We start from the raw sequence: 22,266 nt of genomic DNA, 5'->3' as shown, positions 1-22,266 counted from the left end.
TTTAACCACCGCGCCTTAGCGGAGACAAGCAATATATTTCTGGCCCGACCGCTGCACGATCTCATCCGCGTTCGCCAGGATGTTCTGCCCTTCAAAGGCCCCGTACAGGCGCTGGTACGTTTTCCCTGTCAGTCGGCCAATCACCGACTCAACGGTGCGGACAGGCAGTGGCAGCATATTCGGATAACTCCACATAAACGACACGGCGTCTTTACCGGGCGTAACCTGCAAAATATCACCGGCCAGCAGCACGCCGTCGCCTGACTGCCAGTGCAGCACCGTGCCGCCTGCAAAATGCCCGCCCAGCCGCAGAAGAGTCACCAAAGGCATAATCTCCAGGGCGTCCTCCTCCCAGAAGCGTATCGCCGGGCTGTCACGCATCACCCACTGCCGATCGCTGGCGTGCAGGTAGATCGGTGCGTTAAACGCCGCGGCCCACTCCTGCATGGTGGTGTAGTAATGCGGGTGCGAAATCGCGATCGCGCTGATTCCCCCGAGCGCGTCAACTAACGCTCTGGTCGCCGGGTCAAGATTGGCGATGCAGTCCCACAGAACATTGCCCTGTGGCGTACGCAGCAGAAGCGCCCGCTGGTTGATGGCAAAAGAGGGAACAGTTTTGATGCTGAACAGCTGCGGCTCCAGCTGTTGCCATTTGTTGGTGTGCGTGGTCGTAAGGCTGTCGATGTCCGTCCATGTCTGGCCCGTCACCGGGACATACTGGCGCTCATCGTCGCAAATCGGGCAGTTTTTGGGCTGTTCATCGTAAGCGGTACCGCAGGTTTTACAGAGTGTAATCATCGGCTTTTCTCAGCAATAAATCACTGAGTATGGCAGGGATTATCCATATGTGCTGAGGGGTGCCTGGCCCGCTTTTTTTGACTTATACTGTGCGAGTATCAAAAACTGAATAACGCAGGTGGCACATGGAAATTGATCTCGATAACTTAGTCTTTAACGGGCTGGATGAAGCAGAAGAGCGCAACGCGGAACGTCTCGACGATGCGGATAAAAAAGCTCAGGCGATTGTCGCCGATGACGACTGCGGCGATGCCTGCAAGATCTGAAGAAAAAGCACCGGGCTCCCCGGTGCTTTTTTTTATGAATGCCTTTTGCTACCCGCTATCAGATCTCCGGCGTTTTGCTAAACCCGGTCAGCATCAGGATCAGGCTTTGGGGAGATGACCCCATCTCAAACTGATAGTGATTTCCCTGACGATCGCCGCCGATATACCACGAAATGTCGGTTTTCCCTTCTGCCAGCGCCTTGCGCACCGCTTTATCCACGTCCACCATCCGGTATTCGCGGGAGTGGTTCAGGTACAGCACCGCATCCGAGCGATAGTTGCAGGACGGTCGTGACTGCCAGCTCACGGTGGCCGGTTCCCAGTCGTTACTCGCCGGATAGAAGAAGATTTGATCCGCGCCGTCAGTTTCCACTTTCCCGCCATAAATTCTCACGCGGTATTTAAACTGGGCAGGATCCTGTCCGGCAGGCAGCGGAGGGATGTTGAACTTCACCAGCGACAATGTTTCGCTGTTTTTCGTGCGTCCACCGTTCTTCCAGTTATCCTGCACCAGTAAGACCTGGGGATCGGGCTGTGAAAGTGCCGGTTCCATGCTGCTGAGCCAGACGTTAGCCTTCGCTTTTGAATAACCATACGGCACGGTGGTGCCGCAATCCATTCCCCGGTTCATGCACAGGTCGGTCATAAATCGCGCGGCATCTTCCGTCCAGCCGTTCATGAAGTCAGCATGCGCCGTATACAGGCTCCCCCACCGCTCTTCACGCTCACTGCCATGCATGATGGGGTCGAGGGAAAGCTGGACTTTACTGGTATCCAGAGAGCTAATTGTCGGGAGCACGTACGCAATATTCATGTTCACCGTCGGGATCTTCACCGGGAAGGCGGACGGACACTGTCCTTTCGTATCGTAGGTGGCGTTAGCCAGGCCGTGGGCGGGCTTCAGGTTGACCCCGTCCCAGCAGTTCGGGAACTGAATGCCGATATTAAACTGCACGGCATCCTTCGCCTTGCGTAAGCCGCAGACTTCACCCGTTCTGGTGGTGTAGCCCTTGCCATTGGCGCATAAAAAGGTGATATGCGGATTTGGCGCGGTGCCATGATGATCGCCCGCCAGCAGCGACAGCCCCGGCGGAAACGGATGAAGCGGCCAGGCGTCAACATTCGATGCCTGATAATAGGTTTTTTGATAGGCGGGTTTGACCACCGTTCCGTCCGGCAATTTTAGCGACGGAGCCCAGTAGGCCGAGCTGTCTGCTTTGTTATCGCAGGTGGTCTTTTCCTGGGTACGCAGAGATTCACGGCTGGAGTAAGCATCCGCGTGCACGTTACCAAAAAAATCGTGCAGCATAGCCTCATTGGGCATGCCGAACATCATAATGGCATCATCGCCGAGGGTGTGGGAATAACTGCATACAACATGCGCCTGTGGACCAGCGTGTACCGCCTGCATGGTAAGCAGAAGTGCGGAGGCAGAAAGCGCGGGGGTTAATACTGTCCGTTTCATTATTATCTCCATCTGTGAAAGGAGATAGTGGTAACAAAACGGCCATCATTTACCGAGGATTTGCCTGGGTATTTTTCCCTTCATCCTCGCTTTACAGACACCACGCACAGCTCATTCCAGTACATTTCGCGCGTCCGGCGCAGTTCAGCGTGACGTTTTATCATGGAACCACTCCGGGTCGATGTTGGCTACGTCCACGCCATACAGGCTGGCGACAGGTAGTATTGACTCAAGAACACGTTGCGCGCTGTTCTCCGCATTCACTGGTCGGGGCGCAAAAAACCGCCGTAACGTGCTTATCCATTTTTTCATCGTCATTACCCTTCTCGCTTAACCTGTCCTCAGTTAAACACCCAAATTGCGCCCGGGGGAAATATCAAAATCCACTGTCGATGTGCAGGATCTGCAAATAGCGCCCCGCCTTCAGCTCTCTTCTTTAACACCTTGTTCACTCATGCTTTTTTTCTCATAGCAAAGAACGATTTCTTATTTGGCGATAGCTTTCCCTTATGGGAGCGTAACGGGGTAAAACAAAAACAACGGGATGGCGTATGACTATGGCTGCAAAAATGAAAGGGTTTAAAAAACGGGCGCAGGTTCTGGGATTAGTGGCAGCCTGGGGCCTGGTTTCAGCGCAGGCGCAGGCCGATCGGCTGGCGGATATCAAGGCAGCAGGCGTGGTGAAAGTGGCCACGTTTGATGCCAATCCACCCTTTGGCTCGATTGATGCCAAAACGCATGAGATCGTGGGTTACGACGTGGACTTCGCCAAAGCGCTGGCGAAATCGCTCGGCGTCAAGCTTGAACTGGTCGCCACTAATCCGGCTAACCGTATACCGCTGCTACAGTCCGGAAAAGCGGATCTCATCGTGGCGGATATCACGATCACTCCGGAACGCGCACAGGTCATTGATTTCTCAACGCCTTACTTTGTCACCGGCCAGCAGTTCCTGGTTCCGGCAAAATCACCGGACAAGCTTGATGACTATAGCCGGGCACGCATTGGCGCCGTAAAAGGTACGACGGGTGAACAGGCGCTGCACCAGCGTTTTCCGCAGTCCCGCGTCCTCTCTTATGATGATATTCCGCTGGCGCTGACGGCACTGCGCAATGGCAACGTGCAGGCCATTACCCAGGACAGCACCATTCTGGCCGGTCTGCTGGCGCAGGCGCCGGATAAAGCCGACTTCAAAATCCTGCCCGACCTGCTCAGTAAAGAAGAGATTGGCGTGGGGGTGAAAAAGGGTGAAACGGCGCTGCTGAAAGCCGTTAACGATGAGCTGGTAACCCTGGAGAAAAACGGCCAGGCGGCAAAAATCTATGACGTCTGGTTCGGTCCAGGCACCCCAGCTCCACAGCCTCGTAACTTTAAAATAGAAGCCCGGTAATATGCTCTCAGGTTTATTTTCACGCTCCGCGGCCAATGCCGCGGATTTTTCACTTCTGGAACAGGCCAGCGTTGAGTTTCGCCATGTGGACAAACGCTACGGCGATCATCCGGTTTTAACCGACATTAACCTCACCATCATGCCGGGTGAAGTGGTTGCCATTCTCGGCCCTTCGGGTTCCGGAAAATCGACCCTGATTCGGCTTATCAACCAGCTTGAGAGCCTGAGCGGCGGGGAGATTCTGATCGACCACAAGCCGACCGGACAGCTTTCCGGCAGCAGGCTACGTCAGTTACGCAGCCGCGTCGGGTTTGTGTTCCAGCAGTTCAATCTCTATGCCCACCTTACCGCCAGTCAGAACATCACCCTGGCACTGGAGCACGTTCACGGCTGGAAACCCCTGCCCGCCCAGGAGCGCGCGCTGGCGCTGCTGGAGAAGGTCGGCATGCTGGAGAAGGCGCACCGCTTCCCCGCTGAACTTTCCGGCGGACAGCAGCAGCGCGTGGCGATTGCCCGTGCTCTGGCCTCGTCGCCGCAAATCATTCTCTTTGACGAGCCGACGTCGGCACTCGACCCGGAAATGATTGGCGAAGTGCTGTTTGTGATGAAAACCCTCGCCCACAGCGGGATCACCATGATTGTCGTTACCCATGAGATGCAGTTCGCCCGGGAAATTGCCGATCGAATCGTCTTTATCGACGGCGGAAAAATTCTGGAAACCGCGCCCCCGGCGCAATTTTTCAATCAACCGTCGCATCCCCGTGCGAGGCGTTTCCTGCAAAAAGTGCTGGATCCGCTGCATCAGGAGCAACTGTAATGCCCGCTCTGGACTGGCAGGGGGTGCTGGCCGGACAGCCCCTGCTCTGGATCCTTTCCGGATTTCTCACCACTCTGTGGGTGACGCTGGCGGGGATTATGCTGGCCAGCCTGCTCGCCTTGTTCTTTATGCTTTTGCGGCTTTCCGGGGGACGTTTCGGGACATTGATCGTCAGCTGCTGGGTATCGCTGTTTCGCAATACGCCGCTGCTGGTACAGCTGCTGTTCTGGTATTTCGCCGCCTGGAACGGGTTGCCGCAGGGGCTGCGTGACGCGGTGAACGCAGACCACAGCTGGTCCATTTTGCCCGGTGACGTCTGGTGGTTTACGCCCGAGTTTTTATGCTCCGCCTGGGGGTTAGGCGTCTTTACCTCGGCGTTTTTAATCGAAGAAGTGGAATCGGGGCTGCGTTCCGTGCCTGCCGGACAGCGGGAGGCGGCGCTCGCTCAGGGATTTTCCTCATGGCGTCTGTTTCGCTACATTCTTCTGCCTCAGGGGCTCGCTAACGCGTGGCAGCCGGTCGTCGGCCAGTACCTTAACCTGATGAAGCTCTCCTCGCTCGCGAGCGGGATTGGCTTCGCCGAACTGACCTACCAGGTCCGCCAGATAGAAAGTTACAACGCCCATGCACTGGAAGCCTTCACCGTCGGTACGGTGCTCTACTTGCTTACCGGGATGGTGACGGGAAGCGTGCTGGTGCGCCTCGGCCCCCATTCAGGGAGGAAATATCATGATCCCCGGATTTAACGTTATTGTCGAAAACCTGGATTATCTGCTTTGGGGACGTGCGGCTGCGGGAGAACCCGGCGGCGTACTGCTCTCACTGCTGATGGCCGCAGGCGCCGCCGCGCTTGCCCTGCCCGGCGGGATTGTGCTGGCTTGCGTCGCCTGGCGCTATCCCGGCGTGGTGCGCAGTGCGCTGTTTGCGTGGGCAGAGTTGATTCGCGGGATCCCCCTGATCTTCGTGATATTCTGGATGTGGTATCTGCTGCCACTGATAACCGGCAGGGATCTCCCGGGCGCGACGACCGTCACGCTGGCGCTAGCCTGGTTTACCGCGGCTGCGGTGATGCATTCGGTGTTAGCCGGACTGAGAGCCCTGCCGTCGGGCCAGAATGAGGCCGCGCTTTCTCAAGGGTTCAGTACGCAGCAAACGCTGTGGCGCGTGCTGCTGCCGCAGGCGCTGAGAAATATTCTGCCGTCGCTGGTGGGGATTTTTATCAGCCTGCTGAAGGATACGTCGCTGGCATTTATCGTGAACGTTCCTGAACTGACCACGGTGGCGGGACAGATCAACAACCGGGTGCAAATTTACCCGGCGGCCATTTTTATCTTCACGGGTGTGATCTATTACCTGCTCTGCTGCTCGCTTGAGCTGCTCGCGAAGCGCTGGCGAGTTAGCCGGCCAGCGCTTTAACCACCGTTTCCATCGCTTTGGTGGTCAACTCACTGCGCTTAACGCGCTGGTTCGCCAGCGCGGTACGCAGAACGCCCGCAATGACAATATGTTTCGGCTCCTGCCCTAAATCACGCATTTCGAGAACGACCTTGCCTACCACCCGACACATCTCCTGGTACAGCGCTTCGTCTTTGGTCACATTGCCCATTGCCATCACTCCGTTGCCCTAAACCGTCAGCTTAAATCATTCGTCGGCTGGATACAAAAAAGAAGCCCGGCGTGTAGTTCGCCGGGCTTCGTCTGGAAAATCAGGAGATTAGTTGTTTACCGGGATGACTGCGCCTTTGTATTTGGTGCGGATCCAGTCCTGAATCTCTTTGGAGTGCAGCACGTTCACCAGCGCGACGATATCCTTCTTCTTCTCGTCACCGCGATGAACGGTAATGATGTTGGCGTACGGGTTATTCTCACCGCTTTCAACCGCAATGGGATCGTGCACCGGATCCAGACCGGCATCAATTGCGTAGTTGGCGTTGATCACCACCGCAGCACCTTCGTCGTTGTTGTACATCTGCGGTAGCAGAGATGCCTCAACGTTAGGGGTGAATTGCAGCTTTTTCGGGTTCTCCACGATATCGCTGATGCGCGCGGTCACTTTATCGATGCCTGGCTTCAGCTTGATCACGCCCTCTTTTTCGAAGATGGAGAGAATACGCCCTTCCTCGGACACCGCATCACGCATGATGATTTTGCCGCCTTCCGGCAGATCCTTCAGCGATTTGTATTTTTTCGAATAGATACCGATCGGCTCAATGTGGATTGCGCCCGCACTGACAAAATCATAATCCTTATCGCCCGCGTGATCTTTCAGGACGCTGTTCAGGTAAGGGATGTGCTGGAAATAGTTGGCGTCAATGTCATGCCCCGCCAGCGCCGTGTTTGGCAGAATGTAGTCCTGGAATGGTTTAATCTCCAGATCGATCCCCTGCTTCGCCAGAATCGGCTTAGCCTGCTCCAGAATTTCCGCGTGCGGGGTGTTGGACGCCCCCACGGTGAGCGTGTCCGCCCAGGAGGCAAAGCTCAGGGCACTCAGGGTTGCGGCGGCGATCAGTGTCAGTGTCTTTTTCATGATGTGGTTCCTGTGTGTATTTATTAGCGTTTATCTAACAGTGAAGTAATGGCATCGCCGCAGAACTGGATAATGAACACGATGATCAGAATGGTCACCGTTGCCACCAGCGTGACGTCACCATGGTTGCGCTGGAATCCTTCCAGATAAGCCAGATTTCCCAAACCGCCGGCACCTATCACCCCTGCCATTGCGCTGTAGCTCACCAGCGCAATCAGCGTCACCGTCATACCTGAAACCAGTGCGGGTGAAGATTCCGGCAATAAAACCCGAAACACTAACGTGCTCAGCCGCGCGCCCATCGAACGCGTGGCCTCAATGACTCCTTTGTCTACTTCTCGCAAGGCAATCTCGACCAGACGGGCGTAGAACGGCGCCGCGCCCACAATCAGGGCGGGCAGCGCAGCGTTAGCGCCGAGAATGGTCCCCACAACGGTCTTGGTGAACGGGATCAGCAGAACGATGAGAATGATGAACGGAATCGAGCGGAACACGTTCACCACAATCGACATCACGCTGTAGACCGTGCGGTTGTGGAATAACCCGCCGCGGGCGGTTAAAAACAGCGCCAGACCGAGCGCGATCCCCAGGACAAACGTCGCCACGCCGGAAAGCGCGGTCATGTAAAGCGTCTCCTGGGTTGCAGCCCAAAGCTGATCCCACTTCAGGTGCGGAAAGAGTTCTTCAGCCATGCTTGATTACCTCGCCTTCAATATCGCTTTGCTTCAGGTCGGCGAGGATATTGTTCAGTTGTTCGTCCGATGCCACCACGTGCACCCAGAGCTGCCCGAAAACACCGTGGGCGGTTTGCGTCATTTTGCCGTGCAGGATGTTAAACGGCAGGCCGTAGCGCAGGGTCAGTTCACCGACGATCGGCCTGTGCGTGCTGTGTCCGGTGAAGGTCAGCCTGATCACCGTGCCTTCCAGATCGTTTGCCAGTTCGGTATTGAAGGTCTCTTCCTCCGCGTACTGGCTCACCTGGCGGACAAACTGCCGGGTGATCGGCTGCTGCGGATGCGTAAACACGCTCAGCACGTCCCCCTCTTCCACCACCTTGCCGTTTTCCATCACCGCCACGCGGTCGCAGATTTTGCGCACCACGTGCATCTCATGCGTAATGAGTACGATGGTCAGGTTAAAGCGACGGTTAATGTCCAGGAGCAGATCGAGGATCTGATCGGTGGTCTGCGGATCCAGCGCCGAGGTGGCTTCGTCACACAGCAGTACGTCCGGATGATTGGCCAGCGCGCGGGCAATGCCCACACGTTGTTTTTGCCCGCCGCTCAGCTGGGATGGGTAGGCATTCTCGCGCCCCTTCAGGCCGACCAGCTCCACCAGCTCGGCAACGCGAGCCTGAATTTGCGCTTTTGGCACACCGGCAATTTGCATTGAAAAGGCGATATTTTCCTTCACCGTGCGCGACCAAAGCAGGTTAAAGTGCTGGAACACCATGCTGATTTTCAGGCGTGCCTGACGCAGCGCTTCTCCCTTCGCGGCGGAGATATCCTGACCGTTAATGGTGACGCTGCCGGCGCTGGGCTTTTCCAGACCGTTCAGCAGACGGATCAGCGTACTTTTCCCGGCCCCGCTGTAACCGATGATCCCGTAAATCTGTCCCTGTTCTATCGTCAGGTTGACGTTATCTACGGCTGTCAGCGCCTGTTTCCCGTTGTCAAAAACCTTCGAAATATTGCTGAGTACAATCATTCTTATTCGTTATCCGTTTCGCATATAGCGGTTTAGCAGTATGGATGTCCAAAAGATAGTAAACAGCCGTTATCAGCTTTTAAATGACCAAAAAAGAATTTCTTATAATGCTCAGGAATAAGCAGCGAACTGGCGGGTGAAAAGCATTTAGATGAATATCAGCAATAATTATCTGCCATTTGCATATCAGGTCTTACTCACCCGACGAAATCGGCTAATTTTGCAGCACTTTATGCGGATATAGCCATCCTCACATCCGGACAACTTTACGTCTTGCTGTCTTTCCATCTGAAAACACAAGGATTATTCCTTTCCGTTCTAAAACTCAGTGAAAGGTTCTTTATTGAGAAAATTTCATGGTTCTATCATCCGGTCATCACCCCTTCACAGGACATGACCATGACGCTTTACCACTCCGTCACCGAACTGATTGGCCGTACGCCGCTCATCCAGCTGCACAAGCTGGACACCGGCCCCTGCTCGCTGTTTCTGAAGCTGGAAAACCAGAATCCCGGCGGCTCGATTAAAGACCGCGTCGCGCTGTCGATGATTAATGAAGCCGAGCGTACGGGCCAGCTACGGCCCGGCGGCACCATTATTGAAGCCACGGCGGGGAACACCGGCCTGGGGCTGGCGTTGATTGCGGCGCAGAAGGGCTACTCGCTGATCCTGGTGGTGCCGGACAAAATGAGCCGCGAGAAGATTTTCCACCTGCGCGCGTTAGGGGCGCAGGTCGTGCTGACCCGTTCAGATGTGAATAAAGGGCATCCGGCCTACTACCAGGATTATGCCCGGCGGCTGGCGAACGAACTGCCAGGCGCGTTTTATATTGATCAGTTCAATAACGCGGCCAATCCGCTGGCGCACCGCACCACTACCGCACCGGAACTGTTTGAACAGCTTGACGGCCAGATCGATGCCATCGTCGTCGGCGTGGGGTCCGGCGGTACGCTGGGCGGCTTACAGGCGTGGTTTGCAGAACATTCGCCGCAGACGGAATTTGTGCTTGCCGATCCGGCCGGGTCGGTGCTGGCGGACCAGGTTGAGACCGGACGCCATCACGATGCCGGATCGTGGCTGGTTGAGGGGATTGGCGAAGACTTTATCCCTCCGCTGGCGCACATCGAAGGGGTTAACCGCGCCTGGCGCATTACCGATGGCGAGGCGTTCACCACCGCCCGCGATCTGCTAAAAACGGAAGGGATCCTGGCGGGCTCTTCCACCGGCACGCTGCTGGCGGCGGCGCTGAAATATTGCCAGGCGCAGACTACGCCAAAACGTGTGGTCACCTTCGCCTGCGACAGCGGCAATAAATACCTCTCGAAGATGTTCAACGACGACTGGATGCGCCAGCAGGGGCTGATTTCGCGTCCGCAGGCAGGCGATCTCTCGGACTATATTGCCCTGCGCCACGATGAAGGCGCGACGGTGACTGCCGCCCCGGACGACACGCTTTCCACCGTGCTGGCCCGCATGCGCCTGTACGACATCTCCCAGCTGCCGGTGCTCGATAACGACAAGGTCGTCGGCATCATCGACGAGTGGGACCTGCTGCGACACATCGGGGGAGATGCCGATCGCTTCTCTCTCCCCGTGACGGCGGCCATGACGCGTCAGGTCGAATATCTGGATAAGCAGGCCCCGGAGAGCGCCCTGTACGCCATCTTTGACCGTGGCCTGGTGGCGATTATTTATGACGAAGATCGCTTTCTGGGTCTAATCACACGCAGTGATGTACTCACCGCCTGGCGTAACCGCCTGACAAAATAAAAGGAGCAAAAGATGAAAAACCTGGCCACCCTCAGCGTTCACAGCGGTGAGTATCACGACCCGCACGGCGCCGTGATGCCGCCAATTTACGCCACGTCGACGTTTGCGCAACCGGCACCGGGTGAACATACCGGCTACGAATACTCCCGGAGCGGCAATCCAACCCGCCACGCGCTGGAGACCGCCATCGCCGAACTGGAAGGCGGCACGCGCGGGTACGCTTTCGCGTCAGGGCTGGCAGCCATTTCCACCGTGCTCGAACTGCTGGATAAAGACAGCCATATCGTCGCCATTGACGACGTGTATGGCGGTACGTATCGCCTGATCGAAAACGTGCGCAAGCGCAGCACCGGGTTACAGGTGAGCTGGGTTAAGCCGGACGATGTAGCCGGGCTTGAGGCCGCCATTCGCCCGGACACCCGCATGATCTGGGTGGAAACGCCGACGAACCCGCTGCTGAAACTGGCCGACCTGGAGGCCATCGCGGACATTGCCCGGCGCCATAATGCGATCAGCGTGGCGGATAATACCTTCGCCTCCCCGGTCATTCACCGGCCGCTGGAGGCGGGGTTCGACATAGTGGTCCACTCCGCCACTAAATATCTCAACGGTCATTCAGACGTGGTTGCCGGGCTGGCTGTTGTCGGGGCAAATAAGGATCTCGCGGAGCGTCTGGGCTATCTGCAAAACGCGGTTGGCGGCGTTCTGGATCCGTTCAGCAGCTTCCTGACGCTGCGGGGGATTCGCACCCTCTCTCTGCGCGTTGAGAAGCACAGCGCCAACGCACTGGCAATTGCGCAATGGCTGGAGCAGCATCCGCAGGTAGACCGCGTGTTCTATCCCGGGCTGGCGTCACATCCCCAGTATGCGCTGGCACGCAGACAAATGGCGCTGCCGGGCGGCATGATCTCCGTTGTGATTAAAGGCGATGTGCAACGCGCGGCAGAGGTGATCCGTCATCTTACGCTCTTTACCCTGGCGGAAAGTCTGGGCGGTGTGGAGAGTCTGGTGAGCCAGCCCTACAGCATGACCCACGCCTCCATACCTCTGGCGCAGCGTCTTGCAAACGGCATTGTGCCGCAGCTTATCCGCCTGTCGGTGGGGATTGAGGATGCGAAGGATCTGATCGCCGACCTTCAGCAGGCGCTGGAAAAGTGAGCAAAAAACGGCGGGCGTTGCGCCTGCCGTCATAAGATGACATTAGACCTTAACGCCTTGATAACAAACTTATGTGAATCTGCACAGATTGTTTTGAAACGCTGTTTCCATTTTCCTTTTTACTGTAAATCAGCGTATAATGCGCGCCAAATCCCTGGTGAATGGTTTCAGCGCTTGGAATACAAAAAACAACGTACAACTTCTCCTCTCCTTCGTTGGGCTGGCACTCAGGCACACTTTCTTCTGCACGCTCATTTGATGTCACCTATTCTTAGTGCGTGTCATATACTCTTTCGCAACACAGGTTTGACTCCGCGGCGGTGCGCCCCCGGAGCGAGATTTCCATATCCTTCCCAACTTAAAGACTAAGACTGTCATGAAAAAGACGAAAATTGTTTGTACTATCGGCCCGAAAACCGAATCCGAAGAGATGCTGAGCAAAATGCTGGATGCCGGCATGAACGTGATGCGTCTGAACTTCTCCCACGGCGACTATGCTGAACACGGTCAGCGTATCCAGAACTTGCGCAACGTGATGAGCAAGACCGGGAAAAAAGCGGCAATCCTGCTCGACACCAAAGGTCCTGAAATCCGCACCATCAAACTGGAAGGCGGTAACGACGTTTCCCTGAAAGCGGGCCAGACCTTCACCTTCACCACCGACAAATCCGTTGTGGGTAACAACGAAATCGTTGCCGTGACCTACGAAGGCTTCACCAGCGATCTGTCTGTTGGCAACACCGTGCTGGTAGATGACGGCCTGATCGGCATGGAAGTGACGGCGATCGAAGGTAACAAGGTTATCTGTAAAGTGCTGAACAACGGCGATCTGGGCGAAAACAAAGGCGTTAACCTGCCGGGTGTGTCCATTGCGCTGCCAGCGCTGGCTGAAAAAGACAAACAAGACCTGATCTTCGGCTGCGAACAAGGCGTGGACTTCGTTGCTGCCTCCTTTATCCGTAAACGTTCTGACGTGGTTGAGATCCGTGAGCACCTGAAAGCGCACGGCGGCGAGAACATTCAGATCATCTCCAAGATCGAAAACCAGGAAGGCCTGAACAACTTCGACGAAATCCTCGAAGCGTCTGACGGTATCATGGTAGCGCGTGGCGACCTGGGCGTAGAAATCCCGGTTGAAGAAGTGATCTTCGCGCAGAAGATGATGATCGAGAAATGTGTTCGCGCGCGTAAAGTGGTTATCACCGCAACGCAGATGCTGGACTCCATGATCAAAAACCCACGCCCTACCCGCGCTGAAGCAGGCGACGTAGCAAACGCCATCCTCGACGGTACCGATGCCGTTATGCTGTCTGGCGAATCTGCAAAAGGGAAATACCCTCTGGAAGCGGTCGGCATCATGGCGACCATCTGTGAGCGTACCGACCGCGTGATGAAAAGCCGTCTGGATTACAACAACGACAGCCGTAAACTGCGCATTACCGAAGCCGTGTGCCGTGGTGCGGTAGAAACCGCTGAGAAACTGGAAGCCCCACTGATTGTCGTGGCGACCCAGGGCGGTAAATCTGCGCGTGCCGTGCGTAAATACTTCCCGGATGCGACCATTCTCGCGCTGACCACCAACGAAACTACCGCGCGTCAGCTGGTGCTGAGCAAAGGTGTGATCCCACACCTGGTGAAAGAGATTGCCTCTACCGATGATTTCTATCGTCTGGGTAAAGAAGTGGCTCTGGAACTGGTTGATTGTGGCCTGGCCCAGAAAGGCGACGTGGTGGTCATGGTTTCTGGCGCGCTGGTTCCAAGCGGCACCACTAACACTGCATCTGTCCACGTGCTGTAATATTTCACGAACAAATTATTGTTTTGTTAAAAAGCGTCCTTCGGGGCGCTTTTTTTATTCCCGCCTTTAACCAGAACTATTCAAAAAGCAAATCGGGTTTTTCTATTTAATCGCGATTTATCTAAGATGAATCCGATGAAAAATGCCTTTTTTAACATAGCTTTTTCGTCAAAATTGCCGATTTCGTTGCTTCTTTGAGCGAACGATCAAAAATAGGCGTAATCCCATCAAAAAAATATTCTCAACCCAAAAAACTTTGTGTAATACTTGTAACGCTACATGGAGATTAACTCAATCTAGAGGGTATTAATAATGAATCGTACTAAACTGGTACTGGGCGCGGTAATCCTGGGTTCAACTCTGCTGGCAGGTTGCTCCAGCAACGCTAAAATCGATCAGCTGTCTTCTGACGTTCAGACTCTGAACGCTAAAGTTGACCAGCTGAGCAACGACGTGAACGCAATGCGTTCCGACGTTCAGGCTGCTAAAGACGACGCAGCTCGCGCTAACCAGCGTCTGGACAACCAGGCTACTAAATACCGTAAGTAATAGTACCTGTTAATAAAATGGCGCACATTGTGCGCCATTTTTTTTGCCTTCGTCAAACCTCTACTGAAGCGCTTTCTCTCCCTCGCCTTCCGCCACCGCCGCTGAGACACGACTGTTCTGTACCGACAGGACAGAATTGCTGGCTGAAGAACCACTGCCTGCTGACACGGCAACCGGGATCCCCGCTCTGCGCGCCAGGGCTTTATCGATAAGCGTTTTATCGCTACCTGATTCCGCTGCAAAGGCGGTAAACGCCGCCGAGTGCGTGAACGGCACCGTCTGTGGGTTTTCGCCCTCAGCCTGCGCCAGCGGCCTGTGCACTTCGATATAACGTTTGCCGTCCGGCTCGACGGAGAACTTCACCGGCTCATTGATGATCTGCACCCGCGTGCCGACGCGCACTTGCTCAAACAACGCTTTGATATCCGGCGCGTTCATCCGCATACAGCCCGAGCTGACCCGCAGCCCTACGCTGTCCGGCGCGCTGGTGCCGTGAATAAGATATTCCCCATTCCCGATGCCCAGACGCAACGCAAAGCGCCCCAGCGGGTTATTTGGCCCTGCGGGTACCACAGGCGGCAGTTTAATGCCCTGGGCCAGTGAGCGCGCTCTGATGCCCGCTGTGGGGGTCCATGTAGGATTAGGGATTTTCTGACTCACACGGGTGGTGCTGACCGGTGTTTCCAGCCCAAGCTGACCAATACCCAGCGGATAGACCTGCACGATATTTTCGCCTGGCGGATAGAAGTAAAGACGCAGCTCCGCCAGATTCACCACGATGCCCTCGCGCTCGGTGTCCGGCAGTAGCATCTGGGAAGGGATCGTAATGACCGTTCCTGGCGCAGGGTTCACCGGTGCAATGGTATTATTGGTTTCAAGGATCAGCTGTGCGGCGGTATTAAAGCGACGAGCGATAGACTGAAGTTTATTGTCACCTTCCTGAATGGTGTATGTCTGGTTTTGCCCAATCAGGCGGCTGCCTGCGGGCGGTAAAGGATAATCAACCGCCCAGGCTGAATTAACAGTACTGAGCGAACCAAGGAGTAATAAAGTTATTAGAGACGCGCGCTTCATGCTGAGATTCCTTATTCACTGACCAAACGTCAGAAAGCTGAAAAACCAGCGAGGTGGAAACCACCCCGCGAAACAGAATGAATGCTGTTCTGTCAGTTTAGCTAAGGATTGCGGCTTTGGCGCGTATGGCGCGGATCATCGCTTCGAGTCCCTGGGATCGGGACGGGGTGAGGTGCTGGGTTAAGGCCATTTTTTCAAACCACGGGCGAACGTCAAAGGCGACAATATCCTGCGCCGACATCTGGTGATAAAGAATAAATACGACGGCAATAAGCCCCTTCACAATGGCGGCATCGCTGTCACCCTGTAATTGAATTACGCCTTCATCCGTCTGTTGCATCAGGATCCAGACCTGGCTCTGGCAGCCCTGAATGATGTTGTCCGGGTTATGCGCCTCTTCGCTGAGCGGCGGCAGGCGCTGACCCAGTTCGATGATATAAAGGTATTTCTCTTCCCAGTTCGCGCAACGCCCAAAGTTGCGCAGCAATTTATCTCTGTCCGGCAAATCTGCCATCTCTCGCCTCTCCGTTAGCCAAGCAGCTGGTGAATACGTTTTAGTCCCGCCACCAGTCTGTCGACCTCTTCCGTTGTGTTGTACATCACCAGCGATGCGCGGCACATAGCCGGTACCTGATAATACGCCATCAGCGGCATCGCGCAGTGATGCCCGGTACGTACGGCGACGCCGTAATTATCAAGGAAACTGCCCACATCATAGGCGTGATGCTTACCGAGGTTGAAGGCTATCACACCCAGACGGTCAGCAGGGCCATATAAGGTCAGTTCCGGGACGCTGGCCAGCTCCTGCAAGGCATAATGCATCAGCAGCTGTTCGTACTCCTGAATCGCCGCCAGCCCCGTTTCAGAGACGTAGCTAATGGCCGCGCCCAGCCCGATGATCCCGCCCGTGTTGGGCGTACCCGCCTCGAAGCGCCAGGGCGCACGGGCGTAGGTTGTGCCGTCCGTCAGGCTGACGGTGGCGATCATTGACCCGCCCCCTTCCCACGGCGGCATGGTCTGGAGAATGTCCTCTTTCACATACAACACGCCGATGCCCGTCGGGCCATACAGCTTGTGCCCGGAGAAGACGTAGAAATCGCAGTCCAGAGCCTGAACGTCAACCGCATGGTGCATCACCGCCTGGGCGCCATCAATCAACACTTTCGCACCAACCTGATGGGCTTTGTCGACGATCAGCGCCACCGGATTTTCCGTCCCCAGCACGTTTGAAACGTGGGTCACCGCCACCAGCCGCGTTCTGTCGTCCAGCAGGGCGTCCAGCTTTTTCAGCTGGAGCGTGCCGTCTTCATTCAAGGGGATCACCCGCAGTTGCGCCCCCACACGCTCACAGAGCATCTGCCAGGGCACGATGTTGGCGTGGTGCTCCATCTGGGTGATGATGATGTTATCCCCCGCGTGCACCTGCGCATTGCCCCAGCTGTTAGCCACCAGGTTGATCCCTTCGGTGGTGCCGCGCACGAATACCAGCTCTTCCGGCGAACGCGCGTTGAGGAAGGCCGCAACCTGAGTGCGCACGTTTTCCATGCGCTGGGTCGCCTCGGCGCTCAGGGTGTGGATCCCGCGATGTACCGCCGCATAACCGTGGCGGTAAAACTCGGCTTCCGCATCCACCACCTGATTTGGTTTTTGCGCGCTGGCCGCACTGTCGAGATAGGCCAGCGGCAGACCGTTCACTTCGCGGGTCAGTACCGGAAAATCTGCCCGGACTTTCTCTACGGGAAATGTCATGCTTCGCCTCCAGGCAGCCGCTGACCGATACGGGCCAGCACCTGCTGTTTAAGTCCGCCATCGGGCAGCGCTTCCGTCAGCTCAGCCGCAAAGGCGTAAATAATCATCTTTTGCGCGGCCTGCTGGTCTATCCCGCGCGAGCGCAGGTAGAACATCTGCTCATCGTCAATACGCCCGACCGTCGCGCCGTGGCTGCATTTCACGTCGTCCGCATAGATTTCCAGCTGTGGTTTGGTGTCCACCTCTGCCAGACGTCCCAGCAAGAGGTTGTTGTTGGTCATCTGCCCGTCAGTTTTGATGGCGTGCTGCGCCACGTTGATCAGGCCGTTAAACACCGCACGTCCTTTGTCGCTGACGATGGTTTTGTGCAACTGACGGCTGTTGCAGTAGCCTTTGTTATGCTCAAGCCAGGTGCGCGTGTCGCACACTTCTGACTTCACCGGCATCGCCAGGCTGTTAATACGCAGCGTAGTGTTTTCACCGTTCAGCTGGGTGCTGGTATTGTGGCGCAGCACCGCGCCGCCAAGCAGGAAGCTGTGGCTGTACGCCGCGGCATCCTGGCCCAGCAGAATATCGTTGTGGGCGAAGTGGTGACTGAGCGGATTCTCAAACGCCAGCTTGATGTGGTGCAGCTGGGCATTGGCCGCCACGTTCATCGTCAGACGCGAACCGGTAAAATGACGGGTGTCGTTAAGGCTGACGTAATGCTCGATCACCGTCGCCTCCGCCCCTTCTGCCAGCTCAAGATGGTGGCGATAGTGGGCGGTGTTAATCTCATCACCCTCAACGCCCTGGGTGATATGCATCAGCAGCAGCGGTTTCGCCGGGCGCTGGTTACGCTTAACGCGAATATGGGTGACAGATTGCGACAGGCTCTCTGTCAGGTGCAGGAAGACTTCAGGCTGAACGGGCGCGTTCAGCGACTGACGTTCATCGTTAATGACGATATCGAACCCGCTCTCCTGCACGCTGTCGCTCAGCTCCGCACGGAACAGACCGTCGACAAACACCAGACGCACGGCATCCACGCTCAGCGCCAGCATGTCGCGCTGATCGGGGCTGACCTGCGCCAGACGGGTGACAAACTCGCCGTTCAGCAGGCCATCCAGCGGGGTATATTTCCAGTTCTCATGTTTACGCGTCGGTAAACCGAGACGCAGCATCTGCTGGAGATGGTGCTGAGCCTGTTCAGAGCGCGCTCCACCCTGCGCTTCAAACAGCCGGTGCCACTGCTGAAGTGCATTACTGCTGTTCGGTAAGCCAGCCATAACCCTGCTCCTCCAGTTGTTTAACCAGCGTAAAGTCACCGGATTTCACAATGCGTCCCTGGTAAAGCACGTGGACATAGTCCGGTTTGATGTAATCCAGAATTCGCTGATAGTGAGTCACGATGATAAATGAGCGGTTGCCGTCACGCAGGGAGTTCACCCCGTCGGCAACGATCTTCAGGGCATCGATATCCAGCCCTGAATCGGTCTCATCGAGAATGCACAGCGCCGGTTCCAGAACCGCCATTTGCAGAATATCGTTACGTTTCTTCTCACCGCCGGAGAAACCCACGTTTACCGAGCGGGTCAGCAGATCTTCCGGCATTTTCAGCAGCTTGATCTTCTCTTCCATCAGATCCTGGAAGTCAAAGCGATCCAGCGCCTCAAGGCCGCGATACTTGCGCACCGCGTTCAGCGCGGTTTGCAGGAAGAACTGGTTGCTGACGCCCGGAATTTCCACCGGATACTGGAAGGCCATAAAGATGCCCTCGCCGGCACGCTCTTCCGGCGACATCTCCAGCAGATCTTTGCCGTTAAACTCAACGGAGCCGCTGGTGACTTCATAATCTTCGCGTCCTGCCAGCGTCGCTGAAAGCGTACTTTTCCCGGAGCCGTTTGGCCCCATGATGGCGTGAACTTCACCCGGTTTGACGTCAAAATTGAGGCCACGCAGGATCTCTTTCTCTTCCACGCTAACCTGTAAATCTTTAATGCTTAACATGTGCTTTCCTTAACCGACGCTGTGTTCAAGACTAATGGCGAGGAGTTTCTGGGCTTCAACGGCAAATTCCAGCGGCAGTTCAGAGAACACGTCCTTACAGAAGCCGTTAACGATCATTGAAATCGCATCTTCTTCACTGATCCCGCGTTGCAGGCAGTAGAAAAGCTGATCTTCACCAATACGTGACGTAGTTGCCTCATGCTCAAGCTGGGCGCTGTTATTGCGGCATTCCACATACGGGAAGGTATGCGCCCCGCAGTCCGCGCCAATCAGCATGGAGTCGCACTGGGTGAAGTTACGCGCGTTGGTTGCCGTCGGCATGATTTTCACCAGCCCGCGATAGCTGTTCTGGCTGTGACCAGCAGAGATCCCTTTTGAGATGATGGTCGATTTGGTGTTTTTACCGATGTGGATCATCTTGGTGCCGGTATCGGCCTGCTGATGACCGCTGGTCAGCGCCACGGAGTAAAACTCACCGATGGAGTTGTCGCCGCGCAGAATACAGCTCGGGTATTTCCAGGTAATGGCGGAGCCGGTTTCTGACTGCGTCCAGGACATCTTGCTGTTTTCGCCTTCGCACAGCGCACGCTTGGTGACGAAGTTCAGAATACCACCTGTGTTGCCGTCGCCCGGGAACCAGTTCTGTACCGTAGAGTATTTCACTTCCGCGTCTTTATGGATGATCACCTCTACCACCGCCGCGTGCAGCTGGTAGCTGTCGCGCACAGGTGCCGAACAGCCTTCGATATAGCTGACGTAGCTGCCTTCATCAGCCACCAGGATGGTGCGTTCAAACTGGCCGGTTTTTTCCGCGTTGATGCGGAAATAGGTCGAGAGCTCCATCGGGCAGCGCACGCCTTTCGGCACGTAGATAAAGGTGCCGTCTGACGCTACCGCCGCATTCAGTGCCGCGAAGAAGTTATCGTTACTCGGCACCACGGTACCGATGTACTTTTTCACCAGCTCCGGGTGATCGTGAATGGCTTCCCCGAAGGAGCAGAAAATAATCCCCTGCTCCGCCAGTTTTTCACGGTAGGTGGTTGCCACCGAGACGGAGTCAAAAATGGCGTCTACCGCCACCTCTTTGCCTTCGCGCACGGGCACGCCGAGCTGATTGAACGCCTCTTCCACCTCTTTACTCAGGAAGCTGTTCTCGGCACCGGTTTGCTGTACCGCGCCGGGTTGCGAGGCACAGGTATCATCACAGCTGCCGCAGGAGGGCGCGGAGTAGTAGCTGTAATCCTGATAGTTCAGCTTATCGTAATGCGCTTTCAGCCAGTGGGGTTCTTCCATCTCCAGCCACGCGCGGAATGCGCTCAGGCGAAACTCCAGCATCCACTCCGGCTCGTTACGTTTCGCCGAAATGGCGCGCACGACCTCTTCGTTGATGCCTTTCGCCAGCTCATCGGTTTGCAGCTGCGTGAAGAAACCCTCTTTATAGTTGAGGTGTCCGCCGCTCCAGGTGTTTACATCACTCGTTGCTTCAGTATTACGAGACATAGTACCGCCTATACCCCAAAGCTTTCGCCGCAGCCGCATTCGTTCTGGGCTTTCGGGTTATGAAATTTGAATAACTGGTTTAAACCTTCCCGAACGTAGTCGACTTCGGTTCCATCGATAAACGGCATCGCCTGTAGCGCGACGTATAACTTTGCACCGTCGGTTTCAAAGACCAGATCGTCCTTTTGAGGTTCGGTTACGGTGTCCAGCACGTAGCCAAATCCCGCGCAGCCAGTCTGCTTAACGCCTAAGCGTACGCCGAGGATGTCGGGATTTTTTGCCACCAGCTCATGAATATGCGCCGCCGCCGCGGGCGTCAGCGTTAAGCCACGCCAGGCAAAATCGGCCGGATTGAAGGTTTCTGAATGCAGTTCCATAGGTCCACCTCATCTGATAAGCCACCAGGGCATAACACCATGTTAGTGATAACGATTATCACTTCAACCCCCTGCGAGCAGGGGCTTTGGGCTAAACCGCCCTTTTTGGCTACTTTCATTAAGCATAGACCCTGTGACGGGATGCGGATGGGATGGTTAGATTTGTTCAATGCATTGATAAATAATGCATTTCATAAGAAAGGCGGTAAGGTGACGGGCAATGATAAAAATTGTATTGGAAATACCTATTTTTAAGATAGCTAAAGTACGCGCAGGCACCATATACATTTTTTACGTATGCCTCCCCCTTAAGACAGGTTCTTTTTAATCCTTTTTTGCCTTACCTGGGCGCGCATAAAGACGTTTGATGGAAAAGTTAACCATTATTTATCAGTCTGATAGTGGTTAAATTCCGATCATGATTAATTACATAAACTCATCCCTTTTCGGCGTAATGTTTCCCTTGTTAACCATTTATTCAATAAGGGATTAAATTATGTGGAATGCCCATAAAGCCGCAGTTCATGCTCGCCAGCATGCAGGTCAGTATAGCCAGAAAAGATGTGCAGAATTTGTTTCGAAATCCATTCGCGCCGGCGGTGCTAATCTACAGAACACACATTATGCTAAGGATATGAAAAGCAATTTAATTCTGGCGGGTTTCCACCAGGTTTACGGTGAGCCTGTTGAGGGCGATGTGGCGGTGATCCAGCCCACTGCGCACCACCCATATGGCCACGCTTGCATCTATGGTGGGAACGGCGTCTGGTACTCTGATTTTGTTCAGCGAACAATGTATCCGGGAAAGGAATACCGGGAATTAAAGCCAGCGTATGCAATTTACAGGCATGACTGACATGAAAAAAATAATTCTGGCGATCCTGCTTCTGCCCACTCTCGCATCCGCTGCACAGAAGTTCCCCCCTGAGGTATCCGCTGCCCTTCAGTTTAATAAGTGGTACATCTCGCAAATTATTATCGGGAAAGAGCCCCTGAAAAACTATGAAGCGCTGAGGCCATATGTAACCCGCGAAACTATCAGCAAACTCAAAGCCATGGATAAGCTGGATCCAGATGAATATGACGTGCCTGACGTCGATATGTTCATCAAGGCTCAGGGATATGAAGATGACTGGGGCATCGTCAGTGCGCGGGCGCTGGATTACGATGCCGCCTGTATGCAGGTTTATATCTCATTCGGCAAAAAGCGGGATCACACCGTGATTGACTGCATGGTCAAGGAAGATGGCGTGTGGAAAGTTGAATCCGTGGCCAGTATGAATATTTCAGACAACCTGATGATGGAATAAACCGACGATATGACAGGGGTACTG

The 22,266-nt window shown here is 55.2% G+C and carries 25 protein-coding genes; 11 read left to right on the top strand and 14 right to left on the bottom strand.

Features of this window, described 5'->3' with window-relative positions:
* Positions 1–15: 15 nt before the first annotated feature.
* A complete protein-coding gene (locus L379_RS13170) occupies positions 16–798 on the bottom strand; it encodes an MBL fold metallo-hydrolase (protein WP_032653333.1) in 783 nt (260 codons plus the stop codon).
* A 125-nt stretch (positions 799–923) separates the two neighbouring features.
* On the opposite strand from L379_RS13170, the gene L379_RS25850 reads away from it, so the two are divergent.
* Positions 924–1,064 carry a hypothetical protein gene (locus tag L379_RS25850; protein ID WP_003857665.1) on the top strand — a complete coding sequence of 47 codons (141 nt, stop codon included), beginning with the start codon at positions 924–926 and terminating at the stop codon, positions 1,062–1,064.
* A gap of 58 nt (positions 1,065–1,122) precedes the next feature.
* Here the strand turns inward: L379_RS25850 and L379_RS13180 are convergent, their stop codons facing one another.
* Together L379_RS13180 and L379_RS26075 are read right to left on the bottom strand one after the other, a co-directional pair.
* Positions 1,123–2,529: a DUF1996 domain-containing protein gene (locus L379_RS13180; protein WP_032653331.1), complete on the bottom strand. Its 1,407-nt coding sequence runs from the start codon at positions 2,527–2,529 to the stop codon at positions 1,123–1,125.
* A gap of 144 nt (positions 2,530–2,673) precedes the next feature.
* On the bottom strand, positions 2,674–2,841 hold the full coding sequence (locus tag L379_RS26075; RefSeq protein ID WP_032653328.1) for a hypothetical protein: 168 nt from the start codon (positions 2,839–2,841) through the stop codon (positions 2,674–2,676).
* A gap of 245 nt (positions 2,842–3,086) precedes the next feature.
* Between L379_RS26075 and L379_RS13190 the strand changes: the two genes are divergently transcribed.
* Genes L379_RS13190 through L379_RS13205 form a run of 4 tightly spaced genes read left to right on the top strand, consistent with a single transcriptional unit; the run spans position 3,087 to position 6,150 of the window.
* Positions 3,087–3,917, top strand: coding sequence for an ABC transporter substrate-binding protein (locus L379_RS13190; protein WP_044488997.1), 831 nt, complete (start codon positions 3,087–3,089; stop codon positions 3,915–3,917).
* 1 nt (position 3,918) lies between these two features.
* Positions 3,919–4,734, top strand: coding sequence for an amino acid ABC transporter ATP-binding protein (locus tag L379_RS13195; RefSeq protein ID WP_017384620.1), 816 nt, complete (start codon positions 3,919–3,921; stop codon positions 4,732–4,734).
* Positions 4,734–5,480, top strand: coding sequence for an amino acid ABC transporter permease (locus tag L379_RS13200; RefSeq protein ID WP_032653326.1), 747 nt, complete (start codon positions 4,734–4,736; stop codon positions 5,478–5,480). Before L379_RS13195 ends, L379_RS13200 begins: the two co-directional genes overlap by 1 nt.
* On the top strand, positions 5,464–6,150 hold the full coding sequence (locus L379_RS13205; protein ID WP_015570700.1) for an amino acid ABC transporter permease: 687 nt from the start codon (positions 5,464–5,466) through the stop codon (positions 6,148–6,150). Before L379_RS13200 ends, L379_RS13205 begins: the two co-directional genes overlap by 17 nt.
* Here L379_RS13205 and fumD read toward each other — a convergent pair.
* From fumD to L379_RS13225, 4 genes are all read right to left on the bottom strand, one after another.
* On the bottom strand, positions 6,131–6,340 hold the full coding sequence (fumD, locus tag L379_RS13210; RefSeq protein WP_003857676.1) for a fumarate hydratase FumD: 210 nt from the start codon (positions 6,338–6,340) through the stop codon (positions 6,131–6,133). The two genes, L379_RS13205 and fumD, sit on opposite strands and share 20 nt — an antisense overlap.
* A 108-nt stretch (positions 6,341–6,448) precedes the next feature.
* Positions 6,449–7,261 carry a MetQ/NlpA family ABC transporter substrate-binding protein gene (locus tag L379_RS13215; RefSeq protein ID WP_003857677.1) on the bottom strand — a complete coding sequence of 271 codons (813 nt, stop codon included), beginning with the start codon at positions 7,259–7,261 and terminating at the stop codon, positions 6,449–6,451.
* 23 nt (positions 7,262–7,284) lie between these two features.
* Positions 7,285–7,953: a methionine ABC transporter permease gene (locus tag L379_RS13220; protein ID WP_017384621.1), complete on the bottom strand. Its 669-nt coding sequence runs from the start codon at positions 7,951–7,953 to the stop codon at positions 7,285–7,287.
* Positions 7,946–8,968, bottom strand: coding sequence for a methionine ABC transporter ATP-binding protein (locus L379_RS13225; protein ID WP_017384622.1), 1,023 nt, complete (start codon positions 8,966–8,968; stop codon positions 7,946–7,948). Before L379_RS13225 ends, L379_RS13220 begins: the two co-directional genes overlap by 8 nt.
* A 399-nt stretch (positions 8,969–9,367) precedes the next feature.
* Here L379_RS13225 and L379_RS13230 point away from each other — a divergent pair, with 399 nt between their 5' ends.
* The 4 genes from L379_RS13230 (at position 9,368) to lpp (ending at position 14,243) form a co-directional block, all read left to right on the top strand.
* Positions 9,368–10,738, top strand: a complete 1,371-nt coding sequence (locus L379_RS13230) for a pyridoxal-phosphate dependent enzyme (RefSeq protein ID WP_017693563.1) — start codon at positions 9,368–9,370, stop codon at positions 10,736–10,738.
* 12 nt (positions 10,739–10,750) lie between these two features.
* A complete protein-coding gene (locus L379_RS13235) occupies positions 10,751–11,896 on the top strand; it encodes a trans-sulfuration enzyme family protein (protein WP_017693564.1) in 1,146 nt (381 codons plus the stop codon).
* 376 nt (positions 11,897–12,272) lie between these two features.
* Positions 12,273–13,694, top strand: a complete 1,422-nt coding sequence (gene pykF / locus L379_RS13240; protein ID WP_015570703.1) for a pyruvate kinase PykF — start codon at positions 12,273–12,275, stop codon at positions 13,692–13,694.
* Between the two features lie 312 nt (positions 13,695–14,006).
* Positions 14,007–14,243, top strand: a complete 237-nt coding sequence (gene lpp, locus L379_RS13245) for a murein lipoprotein Lpp (protein ID WP_001082307.1) — start codon at positions 14,007–14,009, stop codon at positions 14,241–14,243.
* A gap of 60 nt (positions 14,244–14,303) precedes the next feature.
* Here lpp and L379_RS13250 read toward each other — a convergent pair whose 3' ends face one another.
* From L379_RS13250 to sufA, 7 genes are all read right to left on the bottom strand, one after another.
* Positions 14,304–15,317, bottom strand: a complete 1,014-nt coding sequence (locus tag L379_RS13250; protein WP_032653324.1) for a L,D-transpeptidase LdtE — start codon at positions 15,315–15,317, stop codon at positions 14,304–14,306.
* Between the two features lie 97 nt (positions 15,318–15,414).
* Positions 15,415–15,831: a cysteine desulfuration protein SufE gene (gene sufE / locus L379_RS13255; RefSeq protein ID WP_015570705.1), complete on the bottom strand. Its 417-nt coding sequence runs from the start codon at positions 15,829–15,831 to the stop codon at positions 15,415–15,417.
* A 14-nt stretch (positions 15,832–15,845) separates the two neighbouring features.
* Positions 15,846–17,066, bottom strand: coding sequence for a cysteine desulfurase SufS (gene sufS / locus L379_RS13260; protein WP_032653322.1), 1,221 nt, complete (start codon positions 17,064–17,066; stop codon positions 15,846–15,848).
* The gene (sufD, locus tag L379_RS13265) at positions 17,063–18,334 is read right to left on the bottom strand and encodes a Fe-S cluster assembly protein SufD (protein WP_015570707.1); all 1,272 of its coding nucleotides are present in this window, start codon (positions 18,332–18,334) and stop codon (positions 17,063–17,065) included. The genes sufS and sufD overlap by 4 nt, the downstream gene beginning before the upstream one ends.
* Positions 18,309–19,055, bottom strand: coding sequence for a Fe-S cluster assembly ATPase SufC (gene sufC, locus L379_RS13270; protein ID WP_003857736.1), 747 nt, complete (start codon positions 19,053–19,055; stop codon positions 18,309–18,311). The genes sufD and sufC overlap by 26 nt, the downstream gene beginning before the upstream one ends.
* Before the next feature lie 9 nt (positions 19,056–19,064).
* On the bottom strand, positions 19,065–20,555 hold the full coding sequence (sufB, locus tag L379_RS13275) for a Fe-S cluster assembly protein SufB (RefSeq protein WP_003857739.1): 1,491 nt from the start codon (positions 20,553–20,555) through the stop codon (positions 19,065–19,067).
* An 8-nt stretch (positions 20,556–20,563) separates the two neighbouring features.
* Entirely contained in the window at positions 20,564–20,932 is a 369-nt protein-coding gene (gene sufA, locus L379_RS13280; RefSeq protein ID WP_017384628.1) for a Fe-S cluster assembly scaffold SufA, read from the bottom strand.
* Positions 20,933–21,428: 496 nt separating this feature from the next.
* On the opposite strand from sufA, the gene L379_RS13285 reads away from it, so the two are divergent.
* Both L379_RS13285 and L379_RS13290 read left to right on the top strand, forming a co-directional pair.
* Entirely contained in the window at positions 21,429–21,788 is a 360-nt protein-coding gene (locus L379_RS13285; protein WP_032653321.1) for a hypothetical protein, read from the top strand.
* 1 nt (position 21,789) lies between these two features.
* A complete protein-coding gene (locus tag L379_RS13290) occupies positions 21,790–22,242 on the top strand; it encodes a DUF3828 domain-containing protein (RefSeq protein ID WP_017384630.1) in 453 nt (150 codons plus the stop codon).
* Positions 22,243–22,266: the final 24 nt, after the last annotated feature.

Origin of the sequence: Enterobacter sp. MGH 33 (assembly GCF_000534535.1) — a bacterium.
In the GTDB taxonomy this organism is placed as follows: Bacteria; Pseudomonadota; Gammaproteobacteria; order Enterobacterales; family Enterobacteriaceae; genus Enterobacter; species Enterobacter hormaechei_C.
The sequence above is the reverse complement of the archived record's forward strand: the minus strand, read 5'-3'. Positions and strand labels throughout refer to the sequence as shown.